The sequence below is a fragment of the Burkholderia sp. Z1 genome (genome assembly GCF_014893795.1).
Lineage (GTDB): Bacteria > Pseudomonadota > Gammaproteobacteria > Burkholderiales > Burkholderiaceae > Burkholderia > Burkholderia theae.
Window position 1 is genome coordinate 2,211,129 of the sequence record NZ_JACFYL010000001.1, and the last position, 21,348, is coordinate 2,232,476.

Below are 21,348 nucleotides of genomic sequence, written 5' to 3' on the forward strand. Positions count from 1 at the left end.
CGTTCCGGCCGCGCTGCACTGCCGGGCCCGCGGCCCGGCGAGTGCGTCACTCGCCCGTATGCGCGGCGATGAAGTCCTTCACCTGCTGCGCGTCGGCCTTCACGACCTCGAAGCGCTGCGGCAGCGCCTCGAGCCCGTCGAATGCAGCCGGACGCTCGGGTTCGCGATCGAGCGCTTCGCGGATCGTCTCGCCGAACTTGATCGGCTGGGCCGTCTCGAGCACGACCATCGGCACGCCCGCGTCCAGATGCTCGCGCGCGACCTTCACGCCGTCGGCCGTATGCGTATCGATCGTCGTGTTGTAGCGCGAGAACACGTCGCGGATCGTCGCGATGCGGTCCGTGTGGCTGCTGCGGCCCGACACGAAGCCGAACTCGGCGACGCGCGCGAAATCGCCGCTCGCCACGAGATCGAAGCCGCCCTTCTCCTCGACGTCGCGGAACAATTGCATCACGCGCGCCGGATCGCGGCCGAGCAGGTCGAACACGAAGCGCTCGAAGTTCGATGCCTTCGAGATGTCCATGCTCGGGCTGCTCGTGTGATACGTGTTCTCGGCGCTGCGCACGCGATACGCGCCCGTGCGGAAGAACTCGTCGAGCACGTCGTTCTCGTTGGTCGCGACCACGAGCTTCGCGATCGGCAGCCCCATCATCCGCGCGATGTGGCCTGCGCACACGTTGCCGAAGTTGCCCGACGGCACCGTGAACGACACGCGCTCGTCGTTGGACTGCGTCGCCGCGAAGTAGCCCTTGAAGTAGTACACGACCTGCGCGACGACGCGCGCCCAGTTGATCGAGTTGACCGTGCCGATCTTCTGCTGTGCCTTGAACGCGTGATCGTTCGACACGGCCTTCACGATGTCCTGGCAGTCGTCGAACACGCCTTCGACCGCGAGGTTGAAGATGTTCGGATCCTGCAGGCTGAACATCTGCGCCGTCTGGAACGCGCTCATCTTCTTGTGCGGCGACAGCATGAACACGCGCACGCCGACCTTGCCGCGCATCGCGTATTCGGCCGCGCTGCCCGTGTCGCCCGACGTCGCGCCGAGGATGTTCAGCGCCTTGCCCTGCTTCGCGAGCGTGTACTCGAACAGGTTGCCGAGCAGCTGCATCGCCATGTCCTTGAACGCGAGCGTCGGGCCGTTCGACAGTTCGAGCAGCGACAGCGCCGCACCGTTCTCGGTGCCGAGCGTCTTCAGCGGCGTGATGTCGGACGCGTTCTCGCCGTGGCGCGTGTTGCTGTACACGTCGGCCGTGTACGTGCGGCGCGTGAGGGCGCGCAGGTCGTCGGCCGGAATGTCGTCGCTGAACTTCGACAGGATCTCGAACGCGAGATCCGCATACGGCAGCGTGCGCCAGCGCGCGAGTTCGTCGGCGGAAACCTTCGGGTACTCGGCCGGCAGGTAGAGCCCGCCGTCCTTCGCGAGACCGCCGAGCAGGATGTCGGAGAACGTGTGGCGCTCGCCGATGCCGGCGCCGCGCGTGGAGATGTAGTTCATGTCGTCCTCAGTTCAGCGCTTCCATGCGCAGCTTCGTCACCTTCGAGACGACCGTCGCGAGGCTTTCGATCTGCGCGATCGCCGCGTTGACGTTCTTCTCGATCGTCTCGTGCGTGATCAGGATGATGTCGGTCTCGCCGTTGGCGCCGTCGACCTGCTCCGATTCCTTCTGCAGCAGCGCGTCGATCGAGATGCCCGATTCGGCGAGGATGCGCGTGATGGCGGCCAGCACGCCGGTCTGGTCGGCCACCCGCAGGCGCAGGTAGTAGCCGCTCGTGATTTCCTCGATCGGCAGAATCGGCGTGTTCGACAGGCTGTCGGGCTGGAACGCGAGATGCGGCACGCGATGCTCGGGGTCGGCCGTGTGCAGGCGCGTGACGTCGACGAGATCCGCGACCACGGCCGACGCGGTCGGCTCCGCGCCCGCGCCCTTGCCGTAGTACAGCGTCGTGCCGACCGCGTCGCCGTGCACGACGACCGCGTTCATCGCACCTTCGACGTTCGCGAGCAGACGCTTCTCGGGGATCAGCGTCGGATGCACGCGCAGTTCGATGCCGTTTTCGGCACGGCGCGCGATGCCGAGCAGCTTGATCCGGTAGCCGAGCTCTTCCGCGTAACGGATGTCGGTCGCGTCGAGCTTGCTGATGCCCTCGACATACGCGCGGTCGAACTGCACCGGCACGCCGAACGCGATCGCGCTCATGATCGTCGCCTTGTGCGCGGCGTCGACGCCTTCGATGTCGAAGGTCGGATCGGCTTCCGCGTAGCCGAGCTCCTGCGCGGCCTTCAGCGCCGTCGCGAAGTCGAGCCCGCGGTCGCGCATTTCCGACAGAATGTAGTTGGTCGTGCCGTTGATGATCCCCGCGATGTACTGGATGCGGTTCGCGGTCAGGCCTTCGCGCAGCGCCTTGATGATCGGGATACCGCCGGCGACGGCCGCCTCGAACGCGACCATCACGCCCTGCTCGCGCGCGGCCTCGAAGATCTCGGTGCCGTGCACCGCGAGCAGCGCCTTGTTCGCCGTCACGACGTGCTTGCCGTTCGCGATCGCGCGCAGCACGAGCTCGCGCGCGATGCCCGTGCCGCCGATCATCTCGGCAATGATCGAGATCGACGGATCGTCGACGACCGAATTGAAATCGTCGGTGATCTCAACGGTGCCGGCGGCGCCGAGCGCAGCCTGCGCCTTGGCCGGGTTGCGCACGGCAATGCGCGTCACCTCGATGCCGCGCCCCGCGCGTCGCTTGATTTCTTCCTGGTTGCGGCGCAGCACCGTGAAGGTGCCGCTGCCCACCGTGCCGAAGCCCAACAGGCCAACTTTGATCGGTTCCATGCTGCGTGTGATCGATGAGTAAGAATGAGTGAGTGCCATGTGGTCCTGCCCGCTCAGGCCGAATGGCGCTTGCGGTAGCCGTCGAGGAAGCGTGCGATCCGGTTGATCGAATCGGTCAAGTCGTCGAGGTTCGGCAGGAAGACCACACGGAAGTGGTCCGGCGTCGCCCAGTTGAAACCCGTGCCCTGCACCAGCAGCACGCGCTCCTCGAGCAACAGGTCGAGAATGAACTGCTGGTCGTTCTGGATCGGGTAGAGCTTCGGGTCGAGGCGCGGAAACATGTACAGCGCGGCCTGCGGCTTCACGCAGGTCACGCCCGGAATCGACGTGAGCATGTCGTAGGCGAGTTCGCGCTGCTTGTACAGGCGCCCGCTCGGAACGATCAGCTCGTTGATGCTCTGGTAACCGCCGAGCGCCGTCTGGATCGCGAACTGCCCGGGCACGTTCGCGCACAGGCGCATCGACGACAGGATGCCGAGCCCCTCGAGGTAATCCTTCGCGTGCCGGCGGTTGTCGCCGCCCAGGCCCGACACGGCCATCCAGCCCGCGCGGTAGCCGCACGAGCGATAGCTCTTCGACAGGCTGTTGAACGTGACGGTGATCACGTCCTCCGACAGCGCGCCCATCGCCGTGTGCTCGAGACCGTCGTAGACGATCTTGTCGTAGACCTCGTCGGCGAACACGATCAGCCCGTGCTGGCGCGCGATCTCGAGCAACTCGAGCAGCAATTCGTCGGAATAAAGCGCGCCCGTCGGATTGTTCGGGTTGATCACGACGAGCGCCTTGGTATTCGGCGTGATCTTGCGGCGGATGTCGTCGAGATCGGGCATCCACGCGTTCTGCTCGTCGCAGACGTAGTGCACGGGCGTGCCGCCCGACAGGCTCACCGCCGCCGTCCACAGCGGGTAGTCGGGCGCGGGCAGCAGCACTTCGTCGCCGTCGTTCAGCAGCGCCTGGGTCGCCATCACGATCAGCTCGGACGCGCCGTTGCCGATGTAGATGTCATCGAGACCGACGCCCACGACGCCCTTTTGCTGCGTGTAGTGCATCACGGCCTTGCGGGCCGAGAACACGCCCTTCGAATCCGAATAGCCCGACGACGTCGGCAGGTTGCGGATCATGTCCTGGATGATCTCGTCCGGCGCGTCGAAACCGAACGGCGCGAGGTTGCCGATGTTCAGCTTGATGATGCGGTGGCCTTCGTCCTCGAGGCGCTTCGCGTGCTCGAGCACCGGGCCACGGATGTCGTAGCAGACGTTGAGCAGCTTGTTCGACTTCTGAATCGGTTTCACGACGACACGGTTCCTGGGTTGGCCTTGCGGCCGGGGGGGCGGGATCAAAACTGGAAAGCGGCCGGTCTGTGCGCGCTGTCTAGACTGGAAAAAGCGGGCGGTCGGACGCGGCTTGTGGCGACGCACGACGCAAGTGGCGCCCGGGGGCGACCAAAAAGTTATAATTTAGCGGATTTTGGCCGACTTTCGCAATGCACCATAACCGCACCGGGCCCCGCCGTCGGGCGTCCCGCCAGTACTGGAGCGCGAAACCTGCCGCCCGGGCCCGTGTGGCCCAGCGACACATTCCCCTACGGAACCGCGGAATACCGATTTGAAACTGCACCAGGACACGAGCGGCGCGCTCAACACCGTCACCGGCTACGGCCCCGATTATGTCGACGTCAATCTCGAACGCCACGAAACGAGCGTCATCGTGCTGCCCGGCGCGCCGGTCCAGGCGTGGCCCGTGTCGTCGTTCGACGCACTCGCCCCCGAGCATTTCGCGATGCTGCTCGACCCGCCCCCCGAACTCGTGATCTTCGGCAGCGGCGCGCGGTTGCGCTTCCCGCACCCGCGGCTCGTCGCGGCGCTCACGGCCAAGCGGATCGGCGTCGAAACCATGGATTTCCAGGCGGCCTGCCGCACCTACAACATCCTGATGGCCGAGGGCCGCAAAGTCGCCGCCGCGCTCTTAATTGAACGTTAATCCCCGATGCGGTAAAACTCGGGCCGGCGCAGCGGGTCGATCCCCCGGATCGGCCCGGCCAGGCCGCCCGCCCCCGGCGCAACCCGCCGGCGGCCCGTCACAACAACCAACAGGCTGAAAATCCATGAACGATACGCCGTCGAGGCTACCGCTCAATCGCATCACGCTCGTCCTCCTGCTCGTCGCGCTCGCGATCGTCTGGTTCGCGCCGCTCGGGCTGCGCCACCTGATCCCGAGCGACGAAGGCCGCTACGCGGAGATGGCGCGCGAGATGTTCGTCACCGGCGACTGGATCACGCCGCGCTACAACGGCTACAAGTACTTCGAGAAGCCGCCGCTGCAGACCTGGCTGAACGCGCTGACGTTCGCCTGGTTCGGCATCGGCGAATGGCAGGCGCGCCTCTATACGGCCGTCGCGTCCTTCGCCGGCGTGCTGCTCGTCGGCTACACCGGCGCGCGCCTGTTCAACCCGCTGTCGGGCTTCCTCGCGGCCGTCGTGCTCGCGTGCTCGCCGTACTGGAACCTGATGGGCCACTTCAACGCGCTCGACATGGGGCTCGCGTTCTGGATGACGCTGTCGCTCTGCTCGCTGCTGCTCGCGCAGCGGCCCGGGCTGCGGCCGGCCGCGGTGCGCGGCTGGATGTGGGCGTGCTGGGCCGCGATGGCGTTCGCGGTGCTGTCGAAGGGCCTGGTCGGCGTGATCCTGCCCGGCGCCGTGCTCGTGCTCTATACGCTGATCGCACGCGACTGGGCGCTGTGGAAGCGCCTGTACCTGATCAGCGGCCTCGTGATCTTCTTCGCGATCGTCACGCCGTGGTTCGTGCTCGTCCAGCAGCGCAACCCCGAGTTCTTCAACTTCTTCTTCATCGTCCAGCAGTTCCGCCGGTACCTGACCCCGGAACAGAACCGTCCGGGCCCGCTCTACTACTTCGTGCCCGTGCTGCTGGTCGGCTTCCTGCCGTGGCTGTCGGTCGCGTGGCAGAGCATCCGCCATGCGCTGCGGATGCCGCGTCAGCCGAACGGCTTCTCGCCGATGCTCGTGCTGCTGATCTGGAGCGCATTCATCTTCCTGTTCTTCAGCGCGTCGCATTCGAAGCTGATCTCGTACGTGCTGCCGGTCGCGCCGGCGCTCGCGCTGATCATCGGCGCGTACCTGCCGCTGATGACGGCCGACCGGTTCCGCCGCCACCTGCTCGGCTACCTCGTGTTCTTCGTCGTCGCGGCGTTCGGGCTCATCTTCCTCGCGTACCAGGGCGACGCACGCACGCCGAACGCGCTGTACCGCGCGTTCCAGATGTGGCTGTACGCGGGCCTCGCGGTCTCGGCCGCGCTGACGCTCGCGGCCGCATGGCTGAACCGCCGCGCGGGCGTCGCGGCCGCGATCACCGCATTCGGCGCCGCGTGGCTCGCGTTCGGTACGATCGGCGGCACCGGGCACGACGAGTTCGGCCGCTACAGCTCGGGCGCGCTGCTCGCACCCGCCGTGCGCGCCGAACTGGCGAAGCTGCCGCCCGACACGCCGTTCTACTCGATCGAGATGCTCGATCACACGTTCCCGTTCTATATGGGCCACACGACGATCATGGTCCAGCGCCAGGACGAACTCGCGTTCGGGATCTCCGTCGAGCCGAACAAGTGGATTCCGACCGTCGACGAATGGATCACGCGCTGGAAGCAGGAAACCCATGCGCTCGCGATCATGCCGCCCGGCCAGTACGACACGCTGGTCAAGCAAGGCGTGCCGATGCGCGTCATTGCGTGCGACAGCCGCCGCGTGATCGTCGAGAAACCGCAATCGTAAGGACGCCCACCGCATGAATCCCGTTTCACTCGTCTGCATCATCACCGGCGTGATGCTCAACGCCTGTGCGCAACTTCTGCTGAAAGCCGGCGTCAACGCCGTTGGACACTTCGAATTCAGCCGTGCGAACATCATCCCGGTCGGCCTGAAGATCGCGACCCAGTTGCCGATCATCGGCGGCCTCGGCTGCTACGTGCTGAGCGTCGTCGTCTGGATCGTCGGGCTGTCGCGGGTCGACGTGTCGATCGCGTACCCGATGCTGTCGCTCGGCTATGTCGTCAACGCATTCGCGGCCTGGTACCTGTTCGGCGAAGTGCTGTCGGTCCAGCGGCTCATCGGCATCGGCATCATCCTGATCGGGGTGCTCGTGCTCGCACGCAGCTGAGCGCCCGCGGCACCCGGCGGCGTTAAGCGTCCGCCTACAAAAAATCACGGTGCGAATCCGTCAACCGGTGTTTAATGCCGGTTTCGGACGGGATCGCCCGACCCTTTTATTACACGCCATTACAGGCCAAAGCGTTCATGAGCCAGACTTCCGCTCCGTTTCTGCCGTTCACCCGCCCCGAGATCGATGAGGAAACCATCCAGGGCGTCGTCGAAGTGCTGCGCTCGGGCTGGATCACCACCGGCCCGCAGAGCCAGAAATTCGAAGCGGCCCTGTCCGAGTACTGCGGCGGCCGTCCGGTCCGCGCGTTCAACTCGGGCACCTGCACGCTCGAGATCGGCCTGCGCATCGCGGGCGTCGGCGCCGGCCACGAGGTGATCACGACGCCGGCGTCGTGGGTCTCGACCAGCAACGTGATCCTCGAGACCGGCGCGACGCCCGTGTTCGTCGACATCGATCCGGTCACGCGCAACATCGACCTCGACAAGCTCGAGCAGGCGATCACGCCGCGCACGAAGGCGATCATCCCCGTCTACCTGGCCGGCCTGCCGGTCGACATGGACCGCCTGTACGCGATCGCGCGCGCACACAACCTGCGCGTGATCGAGGATGCCGCGCAGGCGCTCGGCTCGACGTGGAACGGCAAGCGCATCGGCGCGATCGGCGACATCGTGTCGTTCAGCTTCCACGCGAACAAGAACCTGACGACGATCGAAGGCGGCGCGCTCGTGCTGAACGACGAGGACGAGGCGACGCTCGCGCAGAAGTACCGGCTGCAGGGCATCACGCGCACGGGCTTCGACGGCATGGACTGCGACGTGCTCGGCGGCAAGTACAACCTGACCGACGTCGCCGCGCGCGTCGGCCTCGGCCAGCTGCCGCACCTCGAGCGGTTCACCGCGCAGCGCCATGCGCTCGCGCGCGCGTATTTCGCCGCGTTCGACGGCGGTGCGGCCACGAAGCTCGGCCTCGGCCTGCCGCTCGCCGAATTCGAGAACGGCAACTGGCACATGTTCCTCGTCACGCTGCCGCTCGAGCGGCTGACGATCACCCGCGCCGAGTTCATGGCGCAGATGAAGGAACGCGGCATCGGCACGGGCATTCACTACCCGGCGATCCATCTTTTCACGCTGTACCGCGGGCTCGGCTTCAAGGAGGGCATGTTCCCCCACGCCGAACGGTACGGCGCATCGACCGTCACGCTGCCGCTCTTCACGCAGATGACGGAAGACGACGTGCGTCGCGTGGTCGACGCCATCAACCAGATTTGCGAACAATACGGAAAATAAGCGTACATGAGTCACCTTGAAGCACGCGCCGGGCATCCGGGCGCCGGGCACCTGGACGCCGGCCGGCCCGAAGTATCGATCATCATCCCCGTGTACAACGAGGAAGATGGCCTCGCCGCGCTGTTCGCGCGGCTGTATCCGGCACTCGACGCACTCGACACGTCATACGAAGTGATCCTGATCAACGACGGCAGCCGCGACCGCTCGGCCGCGATGCTCGCCGATCAGTTCCACGTGCGCCCCGACACGACGCGTGTCGTGCTGCTCAACGGCAACTACGGCCAGCACATGGCGATCCTCGCCGGCTTCGCGCAGTCGCACGGCGACATCGTCATCACGCTCGACGCCGACCTGCAGAACCCGCCCGAGGAAATCGGCAAGCTGATCGCGAAGATGCGCGAGGGTTACGACTACGTCGGCTCGATCCGCAAGCAGCGCCAGGACAGCCTGTGGCGACGCAAGGCGTCGCAGATGATGAACCGGCTGCGCGAGCGCATCACGCGCATCAAGATGACCGACCAGGGCTGCATGCTGCGCGCGTACAGCCGCCGCATCATCGACACGATCAACGTGTGCGGCGAAGTCAACACCTTCATCCCCGCGCTCGCCTATACGTTCGCGCAGAACCCGACCGAAATCGAGGTCGCGCACGAGGAGCGCTTCGCGGGCGAGTCGAAGTACTCGCTGTACAGCCTGATCCGGCTGAATTTCGACCTCGTGACCGGCTTCTCGGTCGTGCCGCTGCAGTGGCTGTCGTTCATCGGCGTGATCCTGTCGATCGGCTCCGCCGCGCTGTTCGTGCTGCTGCTCGTACGGCGCTTCATCGTCGGCGCGGAAGTGCAAGGCGTGTTCACGCTGTTCGCGATCACGTTCTTCCTGCTCGGCGTCATCATCTTCGCGCTCGGCCTGCTCGGCGAATACGTCGGCCGCATCTACCAGCAGGTGCGCGCGCGGCCGCGCTACCTGATCCAGGCCGTGCTCGAACAGCACGACGGCGTGCCGGCGGTGCCGGCCGGCGCGAACCGCGCGGGAGCCGCGCAATGAAGCCGCGCGCGGTCGTCTTCGCGTATCACAACGTCGGCGTGCGGTGCCTGCAGGTGCTGCTCGCGCGCGGCGTCGACGTCGCGCTCGTCGTCACGCACGAGGACAACCCGAACGAGAACATCTGGTTCGGCAGCGTCGCGTCCGTCGCGGCCGAGCACGGCATTCCGGTCGTCACGCCGGCCGATCCCGCGGATCCGGCGCTGCGCCGCGCGGTGTCCGACGCGCAGCCGGATTTCATCTTCTCGTTCTATTACCGCCACATGCTGCCGGTGGACCTGCTCGCGATCGCGCCGCGCGGCGCGTACAACATGCACGGTTCGCTGCTGCCGAAATACCGGGGTCGGGTACCGACCAACTGGGCCGTGCTGAACGGCGAGACCGAAACCGGCGCGACGCTGCACGAAATGGCCGCGAAGCCCGACGCGGGCGCGATCATCGGCCAGACCGCGGTGCCGATCCTGCCGGACGACACGGCCACGCAGGTGTTCGACAAGGTCACGGTGGCCGCCGAGCAGACGCTCTGGCGCGTGCTGCCCGCGCTGCTCGCGGGCGAGGCGCCGCACCTGCCGAACGATCTCGCGACCGGCAGCTACTTCGGCGGGCGCAAGCCCGAGGACGGCCGCGTCGACTGGTCGAAGCCGGCCGCGCAGGTCTACAACCTGGTGCGCGCGGTCGCGCCGCCGTATCCGGGCGCGTTCACGGACGTCGGCGGCACGCGTTTCGTGATCGCGCGCGCGCGCCTCGCGGCGCCCGGCAGCGCGGCGGCGGCCGCCGCGGCAGATTTGCCGCCTGGCCTGCACGTAAGCGATAATGCGCTATTCGGCGTCTGCGGCGACAGCCGCGCCCTATCCATTCTCGAGCTGTGGCAGCAGCGCGACGGCAGCGAAACCGTCGTGACGCCCGCGGAATTCGCGCAGTTCATTCATTCTTCCCGTCATTCATGAAAGCAAAAAAAGTCCTGATCCTGGGTGTGAACGGCTTCATCGGCCATCACCTGTCGAAGCGCATTCTTGAAACCACCGATTGGGAAGTGTTCGGCATGGACATGCAGACCGATCGGCTTGGCGATCTCGTCAACCACGAGCGGATGCATTTCTTCGAAGGCGACATCACGATCAACAAGGAGTGGGTCGAGTATCACGTGAAGAAGTGCGACGTGATCCTGCCGCTCGTCGCGATCGCGACGCCGGCCACCTACGTCCAGCAGCCGCTGCGCGTGTTCGAGCTCGACTTCGAGGCGAACCTGCCGATCGTGCGTTCGGCCGTCAAGTACGGCAAGCACCTCGTGTTTCCGTCGACCTCCGAGGTCTACGGCATGTGCTCGGACGAGCAGTTCGACCCGGATGCATCGGCGCTCACCTACGGCCCGATCAACAAGCCGCGCTGGATCTACGCCTGCTCGAAGCAACTGATGGACCGCGTGATCTGGGGCTACGGGATGGAAGGCCTGAACTTCACGCTGTTCCGTCCGTTCAACTGGATCGGCCCGGGCCTCGACTCGATCTACACGCCGAAGGAAGGCAGCTCGCGCGTCGTCACGCAGTTCCTCGGCCACATCGTGCGCGGCGAGAACATCAGCCTCGTCGACGGCGGTTCGCAGAAGCGCGCGTTCACCGACATCGGCGACGGCATCAGCGCGCTGATGAAGATCATCGACAACGCGAACGGCGTCGCATCGGGCAAGATCTACAACATCGGCAATCCGAAGAACAACTTCTCGGTTCGCGAGCTCGCGCACAAGATGCTCGAACTGGCGGCGGAATACCCCGAGTACGCCGATTCGGCCAAGCAGGTGAAGCTCGTCGAAACGACGTCGGGCGCCTACTACGGCAACGGCTACCAGGACGTGCAGAACCGCGTGCCGAAGATCGACAACACGATGCAGGAGCTCAACTGGGCGCCGCAAGCGACGTTCGACGACGCGCTGCGCAACATCTTCGAAGCGTATCGCGGCCACGTCGCCGACGCGCGCGCGCTCGTCGAACAGCAAGGCTGATCGGGTCGTTCGCTTGGCTCGCATCGTCCTCAAGATCGACGTCGACACGCTGCGCGGCACGCGCGAAGGCGTGCCGAACCTCGCGCGCATCTTCGACCGCTTCAGTGCGCGCGCGACCTTCCTCTTCAGCCTCGGGCCCGATCACACGGGCTGGGCGCTGCGGCGCGTGTTCCGCCCCGGCTTCCTGAAGAAGGTGTCGCGCACGTCGGTGGTCGAACACTACGGCGTGAAGCAGCTGATGTACGGCGTGCTGCTGCCGGCCCCCGACATCGGCCGCCGTGCGATCGCCGACATGCGCGCGATTCACGAGGCCGGCTTCGAATGCGGCATCCACACGTGGGATCACGTGTACTGGCAGGACAACGTCCGCGCGCGCGATCGCGACTGGACCGCGCGTGAAATGCAGAAGAGTCACGCGCGCTTCGTCGAGATCTTCGGCGCGCCGCCCGTCACGCACGGCGCGGCAGGCTGGCAGATGAACGATTCCGCGTTCGAGCAGATCGACGCATGGGGGATGCGCTACGCATCCGACGGTCGCGGCCATTCGCCGTACCTGCCCGTCGTCGGCGGCCGCACGCTGTCGCACGTGCAGATGCCGACGACGCTGCCCACGCTCGACGAAGTGCTCGGCATCGACGGCGTCGACACGCACAACGTCGCCGCGCACATCCTCAAGTTCACCGAAACCAATCCGCACGACCAGGTGTTCACGCTGCATGCGGAACTGGAAGGCCAGAAGCTCGCGCCCGTGTTCGAGCAACTGCTCGCCGGCTGGCGCGCGCAAGGCCACACGTTTGCGACGATGGGCGACTACCACGCGACGCTGGACCGCGACTCGCTGCCATCGTACCCTGTCACGTGGGGCGAAATCCCCGGCCGCTCCGGCGAACTGATCGTCCAGCCCGACTGAGTTCGCGCGCGAGCCGGCGTCGCCCGCTCCGCCCTTGCGGCGCACTGCCGCGACGCCCCGCCGAACCGCGCCGCCGCCGCGGCGCCTTTGCATAACAACAGGAGAAACACGTGTCTGTCGAAGTTGACCGTCAAGTTCCCGATTTCACCGCACCGGCCACGGGCGGCGACATTTCGCTGTCCGACCTGAAGGGCAAGAAGCTCGTGCTGTACTTCTATCCGAAGGACAACACGCCGGGCTGCACGACCGAAGGGCTGCAGTTCCGCGATCTCTATCCGAGGTTCAAGAAAGCCGGTGCGGAAGTCATCGGCGTGTCGCGCGACAGCCTGCGCTCGCATGACAATTTCAAGGCAAAGCTCGAACTGCCGTTCCCGCTGATTTCCGATGCCGACGAAGCGCTGTGCGCGCTGTTCGATGTCATCAAGATGAAGAAAATGTATGGCAAGGAAGTACGCGGAATCGAGCGCTCGACGTTCCTGATCGACGCCGACGGCGTGCTCCGTCAGGCATGGCGCGGCATCAAGGTACCGGGGCATGTGGACGACGTGCTAAGTGCTGTACAAGCGCTTTGAGGCGCGTTATATTGGCCCGCAATGAATGCCAGTTCGCCCCATATTTCTCGTAGCTGCGCCGGTGCTCGTAGCGATGCTTGCCAGCACCTGACGCGCATTACGACGGTATCAGCCGAGCCGCATGCCCCTGTCGACGGGGCAGCGGCTTTTTTTATGGATTGCGCGCCGGCCCTCGGTCCGGCCCTCACCCCGTCAAGGAGCTGATCGACACTTAGGCGAACCGGCTAGACGAAATTCCTGTGCGCCACCGCGCGCAAACTGCATGCGTCTACGTCACGCAGGATGCGATCAGCGGCGCACGCCATGCGACACGATTCCTCCCGAGGGACACCATGCCTTTGCCTACTCCCCCCAGCAAGCTCGGCAGCCTTCTGCCGCCCGACGAATACAAGGCGAAAGCGCGGCCTGCGAAAACCGCGAAGAAATCCGCCGAAGGGGACGCATCCACAGCCGGTGACTATGGCCCGGCCAGCGTGGCCCAACCGATGATCGAAGCCGCGAACACGGCCGCGCCGCTGCGCGCCGTCGCGTCTTCGGCGCAGGATGCCGCGAGCGCACCCGCCCGCGGCCGCAAGACCAGACAGACGGCTGCCCTGCTGCAGCCGATGCCGGCGCCCGCCGAACCCGCGGCACCGGTCGTCGCGCGCAACGACAAGCCGGCCGCCGACAAACCGGCCGCGGCACCCGCGCGCGATACCGGCGCGACGACGAAGTCGCGCAGCCGCAAGCCGGCCGAAGCCGAGCAGCAGAAACTGTTCGTGCTCGACACCAACGTGCTGATGCACGACCCGAGCAGCCTCTTCCGCTTCGAGGAACACGACGTCTATCTGCCGATGATGACGCTCGAGGAACTCGACAACCACAAGAAGGGGATGTCCGAGGTCGCACGCAATGCGCGCCAGGTCAGCCGCACGCTCGACGCGCTCGTCGCCGACGGCGGCCCGATCTCGGGCGGCATTCCGCTGTCGCGCCTCGGCAGCCGCGAGGCGCTCGGCCGCCTGTACTTCCAGACCAAGCTCACCGACATCGCTCCCGTCGAAGGGCTGCCCGAAGGCAAGGCCGACAACCAGATCCTCGGCGTCGTGCGCGCGTTGCAGCGCGACCGGCCCGACCGCCAGGTCGTGCTGGTGTCGAAAGACATCAACATGCGGATCAAGGCGCATGCGCTCGGCCTGCCCGCGGAAGACTACTTCAACGACCAGGTGCTCGAGGATTCGGATCTCCTCTACACCGGCGTGCGCGAACTGCCGCAGGACTTCTGGACCAAGCACGCGAAGGGCATGGAGAGCTGGCAGGACACGAAGACGGGCACCACGTACTACCGCGTGACCGGCCCGCTCGTCGCGTCGATGCTCGTCAACGAGTTCGTCTATCTCGAGCCGCAGAACGGCGAGCCGACGTTCCATGCGATCGTCCGCGAACTGAACGGCAAGACGGCGCTGCTGCAGACGCTGCGCGACTACAGCCACCACAAGAACAACGTGTGGGGCATCACCGCGCGCAACCGCGAGCAGAACTTCGCGCTGAACCTGCTGATGAACCCGGAGATCGATTTCGTCACGCTGCTCGGCCAAGCCGGTACCGGCAAGACGCTCGTCGCACTCGCGGCCGGCCTCGCGCAGGTGCTCGACGACAAGCGCTACAACGAGATCATCGTGACGCGCGCGACCGTGCCCGTCGGCGAGGACATCGGTTTCCTGCCCGGTACCGAGGAAGAGAAGATGCAACCGTGGATGGGTGCATTCGACGACAACCTCGAAGTGCTGCAGAAGACCGACGACGCGGCCGGCGAATGGGGACGTGCCGCGACACAGGAGCTGATCCGTTCGCGCCTGAAGGTGAAGAGCATGAACTTCATGCGCGGCCGCACGTTCGTCGACAAGTACCTGATCATCGACGAGGCGCAGAACCTGACGCCGAAGCAGATGAAGACGCTCGTCACGCGCGCGGGCCCCGGCACGAAGATCGTGTGCCTCGGCAACATCGCGCAGATCGACACGCCTTACCTGACCGAAGGCAGTTCGGGCCTGACCTACGTGGTCGACCGCTTCAAGGGCTGGGGCCACAGCGGCCACGTGACGCTCGCGCGCGGCGAACGCTCGCGGCTCGCCGACTACGCGTCGGACATCCTGTAACGCGGCAGGCCGGCCCGTCGGCCGGCTTTCGACGCATCGCGGCGCTCCGTTTCCGGAGCGCCGTTTTTATTTGGGGTCGAAAACGGAAGTAACACATCGTCACGCAACAACCTCACTTACGCGCGAAACTTCAAGTAAATTCTCAGGAATGGTTGCTTAAGCCCCGCCGGAGCGTCTACCATCGGGTCTGTCTGTTGTCATACGATTCGCGAGCGCGCCGCGCTCGCCCGCCTTGCCATGCTTCGAATCTGGGTTCCCGTCACCGTCGTTTCTCTGCTTGCGGCTTGCTCGAGCGTGCCGCCGCAGTCGGCATCGCGCGACCCGGGAATGAAGATCACGACGCCGCGCGCATTCCCGGCACCCGCCAATTTCCCGAAATTCGTCGACCACAGCGTCGGCCAGGAAGAAATCTCGATCCAGGCGATGAGCCTCGTCGGCGTTCCGTATCGCTGGGGCGGCAACACCCCGACGAGCGGCTTCGACTGCAGCGGGCTCGTGCGCTACGTGATCGGCCGCGCGGCCGACGTGAACCTGCCGCGCACGACCGCCGACATGAGCGGCCGCGGCGTGTCGATCGAGCCCGACCAGGTCGCACCGGGCGACCTGATCTTCTTCAACACGACCGGGCGGCCGCATTCGCACGTCGGCATCTATGTCGGCAAGCTGCGCTTCGTCAACGCACCGTCGACGGGCGGCACCGTGCGGCTCGACTACCTGACGAACCCGTACTGGGCCAAGCGCTTCGACGGCATTCGCCGCGTCGCACCGCCGCGCACGGCGCCCGCGCCGTTCGATGCGCCGACCTACGACGCGCGGCGCGACGAGCCGCGCAACCCGCCGGCAGTCGTGCCCGCCCCTGTCGTCGTGACTGCCGCCGCACCGCGCCCGCCGGCCTATGCGTCGTCGCAAGCCGGAGCGACCCAGTCCCCCGCTCGGGTCACGCCGGCCACGCAGGCCGTGTCGACCGCCGCGGTTGCGGTTGCACCGGCGGCCGCGCCCGCCGATCCGTATGAACCGCCGCCGCCGCGCGTGCAGGCAGCTCAGCAGCAGGCGACGTCCGCGAATGACGGCGCAACCGCGATGGCGGCGAATGCGGCGCCGGCCAGCCCGGCAGAGGTCGGCACACAGATTCCGACCACGGCACTGACGGCCGCCCAGGCGGCCGCTTTCGACGCGGAACCGGCACCCGCCCCTGCCGCGACGGCTGCGCGCAGCACCGAGCCCGCCGCCGTGCAGGTACTGCGTGCATCGACACAAGCCGCGCCCGTCGCCCCGCGCACCGGCACGGCCGACGATCCGATCGCCCGGTTCGCGAACGGAAGTTACTGACCCGTTTCGTCGCTGCCTGCGGCCACCTGAAACAGCACCGGCCGTTCGTCGCTCACTCCCGCAGCCACAAAAGAAAATGCGCCGCAGCCTTTCGGCGTGCGGCGCATTTCATGTCGATCCTGCGGTGTTGGCGATCAGAAGATCCGGTGTCCGAGCCACCATCCGCCGGCCGCGATCAGCGCGGACGCGGGAATCGTCAGCACCCATGCCCACACGATGTTGCCGGCAACGCCCCAGCGCACGGCCGACAGCTTGCGCGTCGCGCCGACGCCGACAATCGCGCCGGTGATCGTATGCGTGGTCGAAACGGGAATGCCGAGGAACGACGCGATGAACAGCGTGATCGCACCACCGCTTTCCGCGCAGAAACCGCCGACCGGCTTGAGCTTCGTGATCTTCTGGCCCATCGTGCGCACGATGCGCCAGCCGCCGAACAGCGTGCCGAGGCCCATCGACAGGTAACACGCGCCGATGACCCACGCGGGCGGCGCATCGGACGTCGCCGACGCATAACCCGACGCGATCAGCAGCATCCAGATGATGCCGATCGTCTTCTGCGCGTCGTTGCCGCCGTGGCCAAGGCTGTACAGGCCGGCCGACAGCAGCTGGAGCCGCCGGAACCGCCGGTCGACCTTGCTGGGCGCGGTACGGAAATACAGCCACGACACGCCGAGCATGAACAGCGAACCGAGGACGAAGCCGAGCAGCGGCGAAATGAAGATGAACGCGACGGTCTTCATCAGCCCGTCCATGTTCAGCGAGCTCCAGCCCGACTTCGCGAGTGCCGCGCCGACGAGGCCGCCGATCAGCGCGTGCGACGAGCTCGACGGAATCCCGTAGTACCAGGTGATCACGTTCCAGCCGATCGCACCGACCAGCGCGCCGAACACGACGTAGTGGTCGACGATCTCGGGATCGATCGTGCCTTTACCGACGGTCTGCGCGACTTTCAGGTGGAAGATGAAATACGCGATGACGTTGAACGCGGCCGCGAACACCACGGCCTGCTGGGGTTTCAGCACCCCGGTGGACACGACGGTGGCGATCGAGTTCGCCGCGTCGTGAAAGCCGTTCATGAAGTCGAATACGAGCGCGACGAGCACCAGCGTCGCGACCATCCATAGGGCGAGTTGTATCGAATGCATCGTGGTCCGCTCAGGCGTTTTCCAGCACGATGCCTTCGATGATGTTCGCAACGTCCTCGCACTTGTCGGTGATCTCTTCGAGCAGCTCGTAGATCGCCTTCAGCTTGATGAGCGTCTTCACGTCGTCTTCCTCGCGGAACAGCTTCGACATCGCCGCGCGCAGCACGCGATCGGCCTCCGACTCCCAGCGGTCGATCTCCTCGCACTGCTTGAGGATCTGCCCCGACTGCTTCATGTCGGACAGCATGCCGACCGCCTGCTGCACGTGCTGGGCCGACTGCGTGACGATGTGCGCGAGCTGGCTCGCCTCTGACGTGACGGCACGCACGTCGTACAGCGACACGGCCGTCGCGACGTCTTCCATCAGGTCGAGGATGTCGTCCATCGTCGTGATCAGCTTGTGGATCTCGTCGCGATCGAGCGGCGTGATGAAAGTCTTGTGCAGCAAATCGATCGCTTCGTGCGTGAGCTTGTCAGCGGCCTTCTCGGCGGTCTGCACGTTTTGCTTGTGAATCTCGGCGTCGGCGAGATTGTCGATCAGCAGTTCGAGCTCGCGGCCACCGGAAACGATGTGCTTCGCGTGCGCGTTGAAGAGTTCAAAGAACTTGCCCTCGGTGGGCATGAATCGACCGAACATGGGATTCCTGAGAGATTGTCAAACTACTGTCACGAAAACGGGCGACATTGTACCGTTTCCGGTCGCGACTCGGCGCGCACATATGCGCGCGCCGGGATTGAATACAACGTTTGGCGAAATAGGGGTTTACTTCCGGCGTTACTCGCCGAGGAAGTTCTGCGCCCCGGCAAAATTGTCGAACTTCGTGTATTGCCCAAGGAATGTGAGTCGAACGGGTCCGATCGGACCGTTACGCTGCTTGCCGATGATGATCTCGGCCGTCCCTTTGTCCGGGCTGTCGGGATTGTAAACTTCATCGCGATAGATGAACAGGATCACGTCCGCATCCTGTTCGATTGCGCCGGATTCACGCAGGTCCGACATCACCGGACGCTTGTTCGGGCGCTGCTCGAGGCCGCGGTTCAACTGCGACAGCGCGATCACCGGCACGTCGAGTTCCTTCGCGAGACTCTTCAGCGAACGTGAAATTTCCGAGATTTCGGTCGCGCGGTTCTCGCCCTGCGACGAGCCCGACATCAGCTGCAGGTAATCGACGATGATGAGGCCGAGCTTGCCGCATTGCCGCGCGAGACGCCGCGCACGCGAGCGCAATTCCATCGGGTTCAGGCCACCCGTCTCGTCGATGAAGATCTGCGCCTCGCTCATCTTCTGCACCGCATGGGTCAGCTTCGGCCAGTCCTCGTCGGTCAGGCGACCCGTCCGCATCCGGTGCTGATCGAGCCGGCCGATCGAGCCGAGCATACGCATCACGAGCTGGGTGCCCGGCATTTCCATCGAGAACACGGCAACAGGCAGCCCGTACTCGACCGCCACATATTCGCCGACGTTCATCGAAAACGCGGTCTTGCCCATCGACGGGCGCCCCGCGACGATGATCAGCTCGCCGCCGTGCATCCCGGACGTCATCCGGTCGAGGTCGACGAAGCCCGTCGGCGTGCCCGTGACGTCGCTCGGGTTCGCGGTGTGGTACAGCGTGTCGATGCGCTCGACGACTTGCGTGAGCAGCGGGCCGACCTCGAGGAAGCCCTGGTTGCCGCGCGCGCCCTCTTCGGCGATCGAGAACACCTTCGACTCGGCTTCGTCGAGCAGCTGACGCACTTCCTTGCCCTGCGGATTGAACGCGTCCGCCGAGATTTCGTCGGCGACCGACACGAGCCGGCGCAGCACCGCACGGTCGCGCACGATTTCCGCATAACGGCGAATGTTCGCCGCGCTCGGCGTGTTCTGCGCGAGTGCGTTCAGGTACGCGAGCCCGCCGACGTCGTCGGCCTTGCCGGACGTGACCATCGCTTCGTACACGGTCACGACGTCGGCCGGGCGCGTCGACGCGATCAGCCGGCCGATGTGCTCGTAGATGATCCGGTGGTCGTAGCGGTAGAAATCGCCCTGCGACAGGAAGTCGGCAATCCGGTCCCATGCCGCGTTGTCGAGCAACAGGCCGCCGAGCACCGACTGTTCGGCTTCGACCGAATGCGGCGGGACTTTCAGCGATTCGATTTGGGGATCTTGCGGCGCGTTCATGGGTTGGGATTATCGCGAATTACACAGGACGGCGCCATACCGGCCACCAGCGAACGGGCAATAAAAAAGGCAGGCCCCGGTTGCCCGGGCGCCTGCCCTTGTCCGGACAGCGGAAGCCGCCCGGGAAGCTTGCGTACGCTTACGCGTGGTCGCCGATCACGTTGACCGTGACGTCGACGACGACGTCCGTGTGCAGTGCGATCTGGACGTTGTGCTCGCCGATCATCTTCAGCGGGCCTTCCGGCATACGAACTTGCAGCTTCTCGACTTCGAAACCTGCCTTCTTCAGCAGTTCCGCGACGTCGCCGTTCGTGACCGAGCCGAACAGACGGCCGTCAACGCCCGACTTCTGCGTGATTTCGAACGATTGGCCGTTCAGCTTTTCGCCGACTGCCTGCGATGCTGCCAGCTTTTCAGCGGCGATCTTTTCGAGTTCCGCGCGGCGGACTTCGAATTCAGCGATCGCTTCCTTCGTTGCACGACGAGCCTTGCGGTTCGGGATCAGGAAGTTGCGAGCGTAACCGTCCTTGACCTTGACGATGTCGCCGAGGTTGCCCAGGTTGGCGACTTTTTCCAACAGAATGATTTGCATTCGAATTCTCCTTATTGCGTCGCCTGATTACGCCTTGTGCTGATCGGTGTACGGCATCAGCGCGAGGAAACGCGCGCGCTTGATTGCCGTGTCCAGCTGACGCTGATAGTGCGCCTTCGTACCCGTCAGACGAGCCGGCGTGATCTTGCCGTTTTCGCCGATGAAGTCCTTCAGCGTTTCCGTGTCCTTGTAGTCGATCTGCTCGACGCCGGCAGCCGTGAAACGGCAGAACTTCTTGCGCTTGAAGAGCGGGTTTTGTTGCTGACGACGCTTGTCGAATTTCTTACCAGTCGGGCGGGGCATGATTTCAGTCCTTTCCAATGTCCTGCAATGCTGTGATGTGAAACACCAAGGTTCTCGCGTTGCGGCTTTTCTTTGCCAGGAAGCCCGTGAACAGCGTTTCGACGCCCATTTCACGACTTTCCAGCTTGCCGCTCGCCTCACCGGCCGCCACCGCCTCGATCGTCATTTCGACCTGACGGGGAATGCCTGCTTCGACGACTTCCGTGCGGTGGTGCAACGTGGCGCTTGCGATCGGAACACCTGCCGGCGTATATCGCACCGGTGCGCGTTCGACGACGCTCGCCGTCAATTGCAACCTGTTCACGTGAGTGACGCGCTCCTTGATGGCTTAATGAATGACGAACTTAAGCCTGCGCTTCGGTCGGCTGAGCTGCAGCCGCCTTCTTGGCTTCTTCGCGCTGAACTTCCTTCATCATCGGCGACGGGCCGGTTTCGGCCTTCTTCATCTTGACGATGAGGTGGCGCAGCACGGCGTCGTTGAACTTGAACGCGTGTTCGAGTTCGTCGAGCGTCGTCTGGTCGCACTCGATGTTCATGCAGACGTAGTGAGCCTTCGCGAGTTTCTCGATCATGTAGGCCAGTTGGCGACGGCCCCAGTCTTCGACGCGGTGGATCTGACCGCCGTGCGACGTGATCGTGGTCTTGTAACGCTCGATCATCGCGGGCACTTGCTCGCTTTGATCGGGGTGCACGATGAATACGATTTCGTAATGACGCATTACACACTCCTTGTGGATTAAAGCCACCCGGGCGTCTGAACCGGTGTGGCAAGTGAGAAGCCGAAGATTCTAACCCGGATACGGGGCTCGTGCAAGGCCAATCGACGGCTCGCGGCTGGATTCAGCCGTGTTTTCAAAGACTTGAAGGGCCGGCCCTGC

Annotated in this window: 21 protein-coding genes and 1 pseudogene; 11 read left to right on the top strand and 11 right to left on the bottom strand. The window is 65.1% G+C overall.

Features of this window, described 5'->3' with window-relative positions; genetic code table 11:
* Positions 1-46: 46 nt before the first annotated feature.
* The 3 genes from thrC to H3H55_RS10210 are packed head-to-tail and all read right to left on the bottom strand — an operon-like array spanning position 47 to position 4,123.
* Positions 47-1,498 carry a threonine synthase gene (gene thrC, locus H3H55_RS10200; protein ID WP_129512298.1) on the bottom strand — a complete coding sequence of 484 codons (1,452 nt, stop codon included), beginning with the start codon at positions 1,496-1,498 and terminating at the stop codon, positions 47-49.
* Positions 1,499-1,505: 7 nt separating this feature from the next.
* The gene (locus H3H55_RS10205) at positions 1,506-2,831 is read right to left on the bottom strand and encodes a homoserine dehydrogenase (protein ID WP_193098523.1); all 1,326 of its coding nucleotides are present in this window, start codon (positions 2,829-2,831) and stop codon (positions 1,506-1,508) included.
* A 53-nt stretch (positions 2,832-2,884) separates the two neighbouring features.
* Positions 2,885-4,123 carry a pyridoxal phosphate-dependent aminotransferase gene (locus H3H55_RS10210; RefSeq protein WP_048246860.1) on the bottom strand — a complete coding sequence of 413 codons (1,239 nt, stop codon included), beginning with the start codon at positions 4,121-4,123 and terminating at the stop codon, positions 2,885-2,887.
* A 313-nt stretch (positions 4,124-4,436) separates the two neighbouring features.
* Between H3H55_RS10210 and H3H55_RS10215 the strand changes: the two genes are divergently transcribed.
* The 9 genes from H3H55_RS10215 (at position 4,437) to H3H55_RS10255 (ending at position 12,808) form a co-directional block, all read left to right on the top strand.
* On the top strand, positions 4,437-4,811 hold the full coding sequence (locus H3H55_RS10215) for an Mth938-like domain-containing protein (protein WP_129512300.1): 375 nt from the start codon (positions 4,437-4,439) through the stop codon (positions 4,809-4,811).
* Between the two features lie 124 nt (positions 4,812-4,935).
* On the top strand, positions 4,936-6,612 hold the full coding sequence (locus H3H55_RS10220; RefSeq protein WP_193098524.1) for a glycosyltransferase family 39 protein: 1,677 nt from the start codon (positions 4,936-4,938) through the stop codon (positions 6,610-6,612).
* Between the two features lie 13 nt (positions 6,613-6,625).
* The gene (locus tag H3H55_RS10225) at positions 6,626-6,997 is read left to right on the top strand and encodes an EamA family transporter (RefSeq protein ID WP_048246853.1); all 372 of its coding nucleotides are present in this window, start codon (positions 6,626-6,628) and stop codon (positions 6,995-6,997) included.
* Positions 6,998-7,134: 137 nt separating this feature from the next.
* Positions 7,135-8,286: a DegT/DnrJ/EryC1/StrS family aminotransferase gene (locus tag H3H55_RS10230; RefSeq protein ID WP_193098525.1), complete on the top strand. Its 1,152-nt coding sequence runs from the start codon at positions 7,135-7,137 to the stop codon at positions 8,284-8,286.
* Positions 8,287-8,292: 6 nt separating this feature from the next.
* Positions 8,293-9,330 (top strand): glycosyltransferase, encoded by a 1,038-nt coding sequence (locus H3H55_RS10235; RefSeq protein ID WP_048246850.1) that lies wholly within the window; start codon positions 8,293-8,295, stop codon positions 9,328-9,330.
* Positions 9,327-10,274, top strand: coding sequence for a formyltransferase (locus H3H55_RS10240; RefSeq protein WP_129512303.1), 948 nt, complete (start codon positions 9,327-9,329; stop codon positions 10,272-10,274). Before H3H55_RS10235 ends, H3H55_RS10240 begins: the two co-directional genes overlap by 4 nt.
* Entirely contained in the window at positions 10,271-11,326 is a 1,056-nt protein-coding gene (locus H3H55_RS10245) for a bifunctional UDP-4-keto-pentose/UDP-xylose synthase (protein WP_053077665.1), read from the top strand. Before H3H55_RS10240 ends, H3H55_RS10245 begins: the two co-directional genes overlap by 4 nt.
* Positions 11,327-11,339: 13 nt before the next feature.
* On the top strand, positions 11,340-12,236 hold the full coding sequence (locus H3H55_RS10250; protein ID WP_193098526.1) for a polysaccharide deacetylase family protein: 897 nt from the start codon (positions 11,340-11,342) through the stop codon (positions 12,234-12,236).
* 110 nt (positions 12,237-12,346) lie between these two features.
* A complete protein-coding gene (locus H3H55_RS10255; protein WP_193098527.1) occupies positions 12,347-12,808 on the top strand; it encodes a peroxiredoxin in 462 nt (153 codons plus the stop codon).
* 192 nt (positions 12,809-13,000) lie between these two features.
* Here H3H55_RS10255 and H3H55_RS37280 read toward each other — a convergent pair.
* Positions 13,001-13,245: pseudogene (locus H3H55_RS37280) on the bottom strand (hypothetical protein); the annotation flags it as partial.
* Here H3H55_RS37280 and H3H55_RS10260 point away from each other — a divergent pair.
* Together H3H55_RS10260 and H3H55_RS10265 are read left to right on the top strand one after the other, a co-directional pair.
* Complete coding sequence (locus H3H55_RS10260) at positions 13,141-14,943, top strand: PhoH family protein (protein ID WP_193098528.1); 1,803 nt, start codon at positions 13,141-13,143, stop codon at positions 14,941-14,943. The pseudogene H3H55_RS37280 and the gene H3H55_RS10260 overlap by 105 nt on opposite strands.
* A gap of 237 nt (positions 14,944-15,180) precedes the next feature.
* The gene (locus tag H3H55_RS10265; RefSeq protein ID WP_193098529.1) at positions 15,181-16,272 is read left to right on the top strand and encodes a C40 family peptidase; all 1,092 of its coding nucleotides are present in this window, start codon (positions 15,181-15,183) and stop codon (positions 16,270-16,272) included.
* Positions 16,273-16,406: 134 nt separating this feature from the next.
* Here H3H55_RS10265 and H3H55_RS10270 read toward each other — a convergent pair whose 3' ends face one another.
* The 7 genes from H3H55_RS10270 to rpsF form a co-directional block, all read right to left on the bottom strand.
* Positions 16,407-17,417: an inorganic phosphate transporter gene (locus H3H55_RS10270; RefSeq protein ID WP_129512307.1), complete on the bottom strand. Its 1,011-nt coding sequence runs from the start codon at positions 17,415-17,417 to the stop codon at positions 16,407-16,409.
* Positions 17,418-17,427: 10 nt separating this feature from the next.
* Positions 17,428-18,054 (bottom strand): DUF47 domain-containing protein, encoded by a 627-nt coding sequence (locus H3H55_RS10275; RefSeq protein WP_048246839.1) that lies wholly within the window; start codon positions 18,052-18,054, stop codon positions 17,428-17,430.
* Positions 18,055-18,192: 138 nt separating this feature from the next.
* Complete coding sequence (locus tag H3H55_RS10280) at positions 18,193-19,575, bottom strand: replicative DNA helicase (protein ID WP_193098530.1); 1,383 nt, start codon at positions 19,573-19,575, stop codon at positions 18,193-18,195.
* A gap of 139 nt (positions 19,576-19,714) precedes the next feature.
* Complete coding sequence (gene rplI, locus H3H55_RS10285) at positions 19,715-20,167, bottom strand: 50S ribosomal protein L9 (protein ID WP_193098531.1); 453 nt, start codon at positions 20,165-20,167, stop codon at positions 19,715-19,717.
* Between the two features lie 27 nt (positions 20,168-20,194).
* Positions 20,195-20,470 carry a 30S ribosomal protein S18 gene (gene rpsR / locus H3H55_RS10290; protein WP_047900883.1) on the bottom strand — a complete coding sequence of 92 codons (276 nt, stop codon included), beginning with the start codon at positions 20,468-20,470 and terminating at the stop codon, positions 20,195-20,197.
* Positions 20,471-20,474: 4 nt separating this feature from the next.
* Positions 20,475-20,774 carry a primosomal replication protein N gene (gene priB / locus H3H55_RS10295; RefSeq protein ID WP_006486250.1) on the bottom strand — a complete coding sequence of 100 codons (300 nt, stop codon included), beginning with the start codon at positions 20,772-20,774 and terminating at the stop codon, positions 20,475-20,477.
* A gap of 40 nt (positions 20,775-20,814) precedes the next feature.
* Positions 20,815-21,189, bottom strand: coding sequence for a 30S ribosomal protein S6 (gene rpsF / locus H3H55_RS10300; RefSeq protein ID WP_006402295.1), 375 nt, complete (start codon positions 21,187-21,189; stop codon positions 20,815-20,817).
* Positions 21,190-21,348 lie beyond the last annotated feature (159 nt).

What these genes read in the sequence shown, in the direction of transcription:
- thrC (WP_129512298.1), bottom strand. Translation starts at nt 1,498, where the DNA reads ATGAACTACATCTCCACGCGCGGCGCCGGCATCGGCGAGCGCCACACG.
- H3H55_RS10205 (WP_193098523.1), bottom strand. Translation starts at nt 2,831, where the DNA reads ATGGAACCGATCAAAGTTGGCCTGTTGGGCTTCGGCACGGTGGGCAGC.
- H3H55_RS10220 (WP_193098524.1), top strand. Translation starts at nt 4,936, where the DNA reads ATGAACGATACGCCGTCGAGGCTACCGCTCAATCGCATCACGCTCGTC.
- H3H55_RS10225 (WP_048246853.1), top strand. Translation starts at nt 6,626, where the DNA reads ATGAATCCCGTTTCACTCGTCTGCATCATCACCGGCGTGATGCTCAAC.
- H3H55_RS10230 (WP_193098525.1), top strand. Translation starts at nt 7,135, where the DNA reads ATGAGCCAGACTTCCGCTCCGTTTCTGCCGTTCACCCGCCCCGAGATC.
- H3H55_RS10235 (WP_048246850.1), top strand. Translation starts at nt 8,293, where the DNA reads ATGAGTCACCTTGAAGCACGCGCCGGGCATCCGGGCGCCGGGCACCTG.
- H3H55_RS10240 (WP_129512303.1), top strand. Translation starts at nt 9,327, where the DNA reads ATGAAGCCGCGCGCGGTCGTCTTCGCGTATCACAACGTCGGCGTGCGG.
- H3H55_RS10245 (WP_053077665.1), top strand. Translation starts at nt 10,271, where the DNA reads ATGAAAGCAAAAAAAGTCCTGATCCTGGGTGTGAACGGCTTCATCGGC.
- H3H55_RS10260 (WP_193098528.1), top strand. Translation starts at nt 13,141, where the DNA reads ATGCCTTTGCCTACTCCCCCCAGCAAGCTCGGCAGCCTTCTGCCGCCC.
- H3H55_RS10265 (WP_193098529.1), top strand. Translation starts at nt 15,181, where the DNA reads ATGCTTCGAATCTGGGTTCCCGTCACCGTCGTTTCTCTGCTTGCGGCT.
- H3H55_RS10270 (WP_129512307.1), bottom strand. Translation starts at nt 17,417, where the DNA reads ATGCATTCGATACAACTCGCCCTATGGATGGTCGCGACGCTGGTGCTC.
- H3H55_RS10275 (WP_048246839.1), bottom strand. Translation starts at nt 18,054, where the DNA reads ATGTTCGGTCGATTCATGCCCACCGAGGGCAAGTTCTTTGAACTCTTC.
- H3H55_RS10280 (WP_193098530.1), bottom strand. Translation starts at nt 19,575, where the DNA reads ATGAACGCGCCGCAAGATCCCCAAATCGAATCGCTGAAAGTCCCGCCG.
- rplI (WP_193098531.1), bottom strand. Translation starts at nt 20,167, where the DNA reads ATGCAAATCATTCTGTTGGAAAAAGTCGCCAACCTGGGCAACCTCGGC.
- rpsR (WP_047900883.1), bottom strand. Translation starts at nt 20,470, where the DNA reads ATGCCCCGCCCGACTGGTAAGAAATTCGACAAGCGTCGTCAGCAACAA.
- rpsF (WP_006402295.1), bottom strand. Translation starts at nt 21,189, where the DNA reads ATGCGTCATTACGAAATCGTATTCATCGTGCACCCCGATCAAAGCGAG.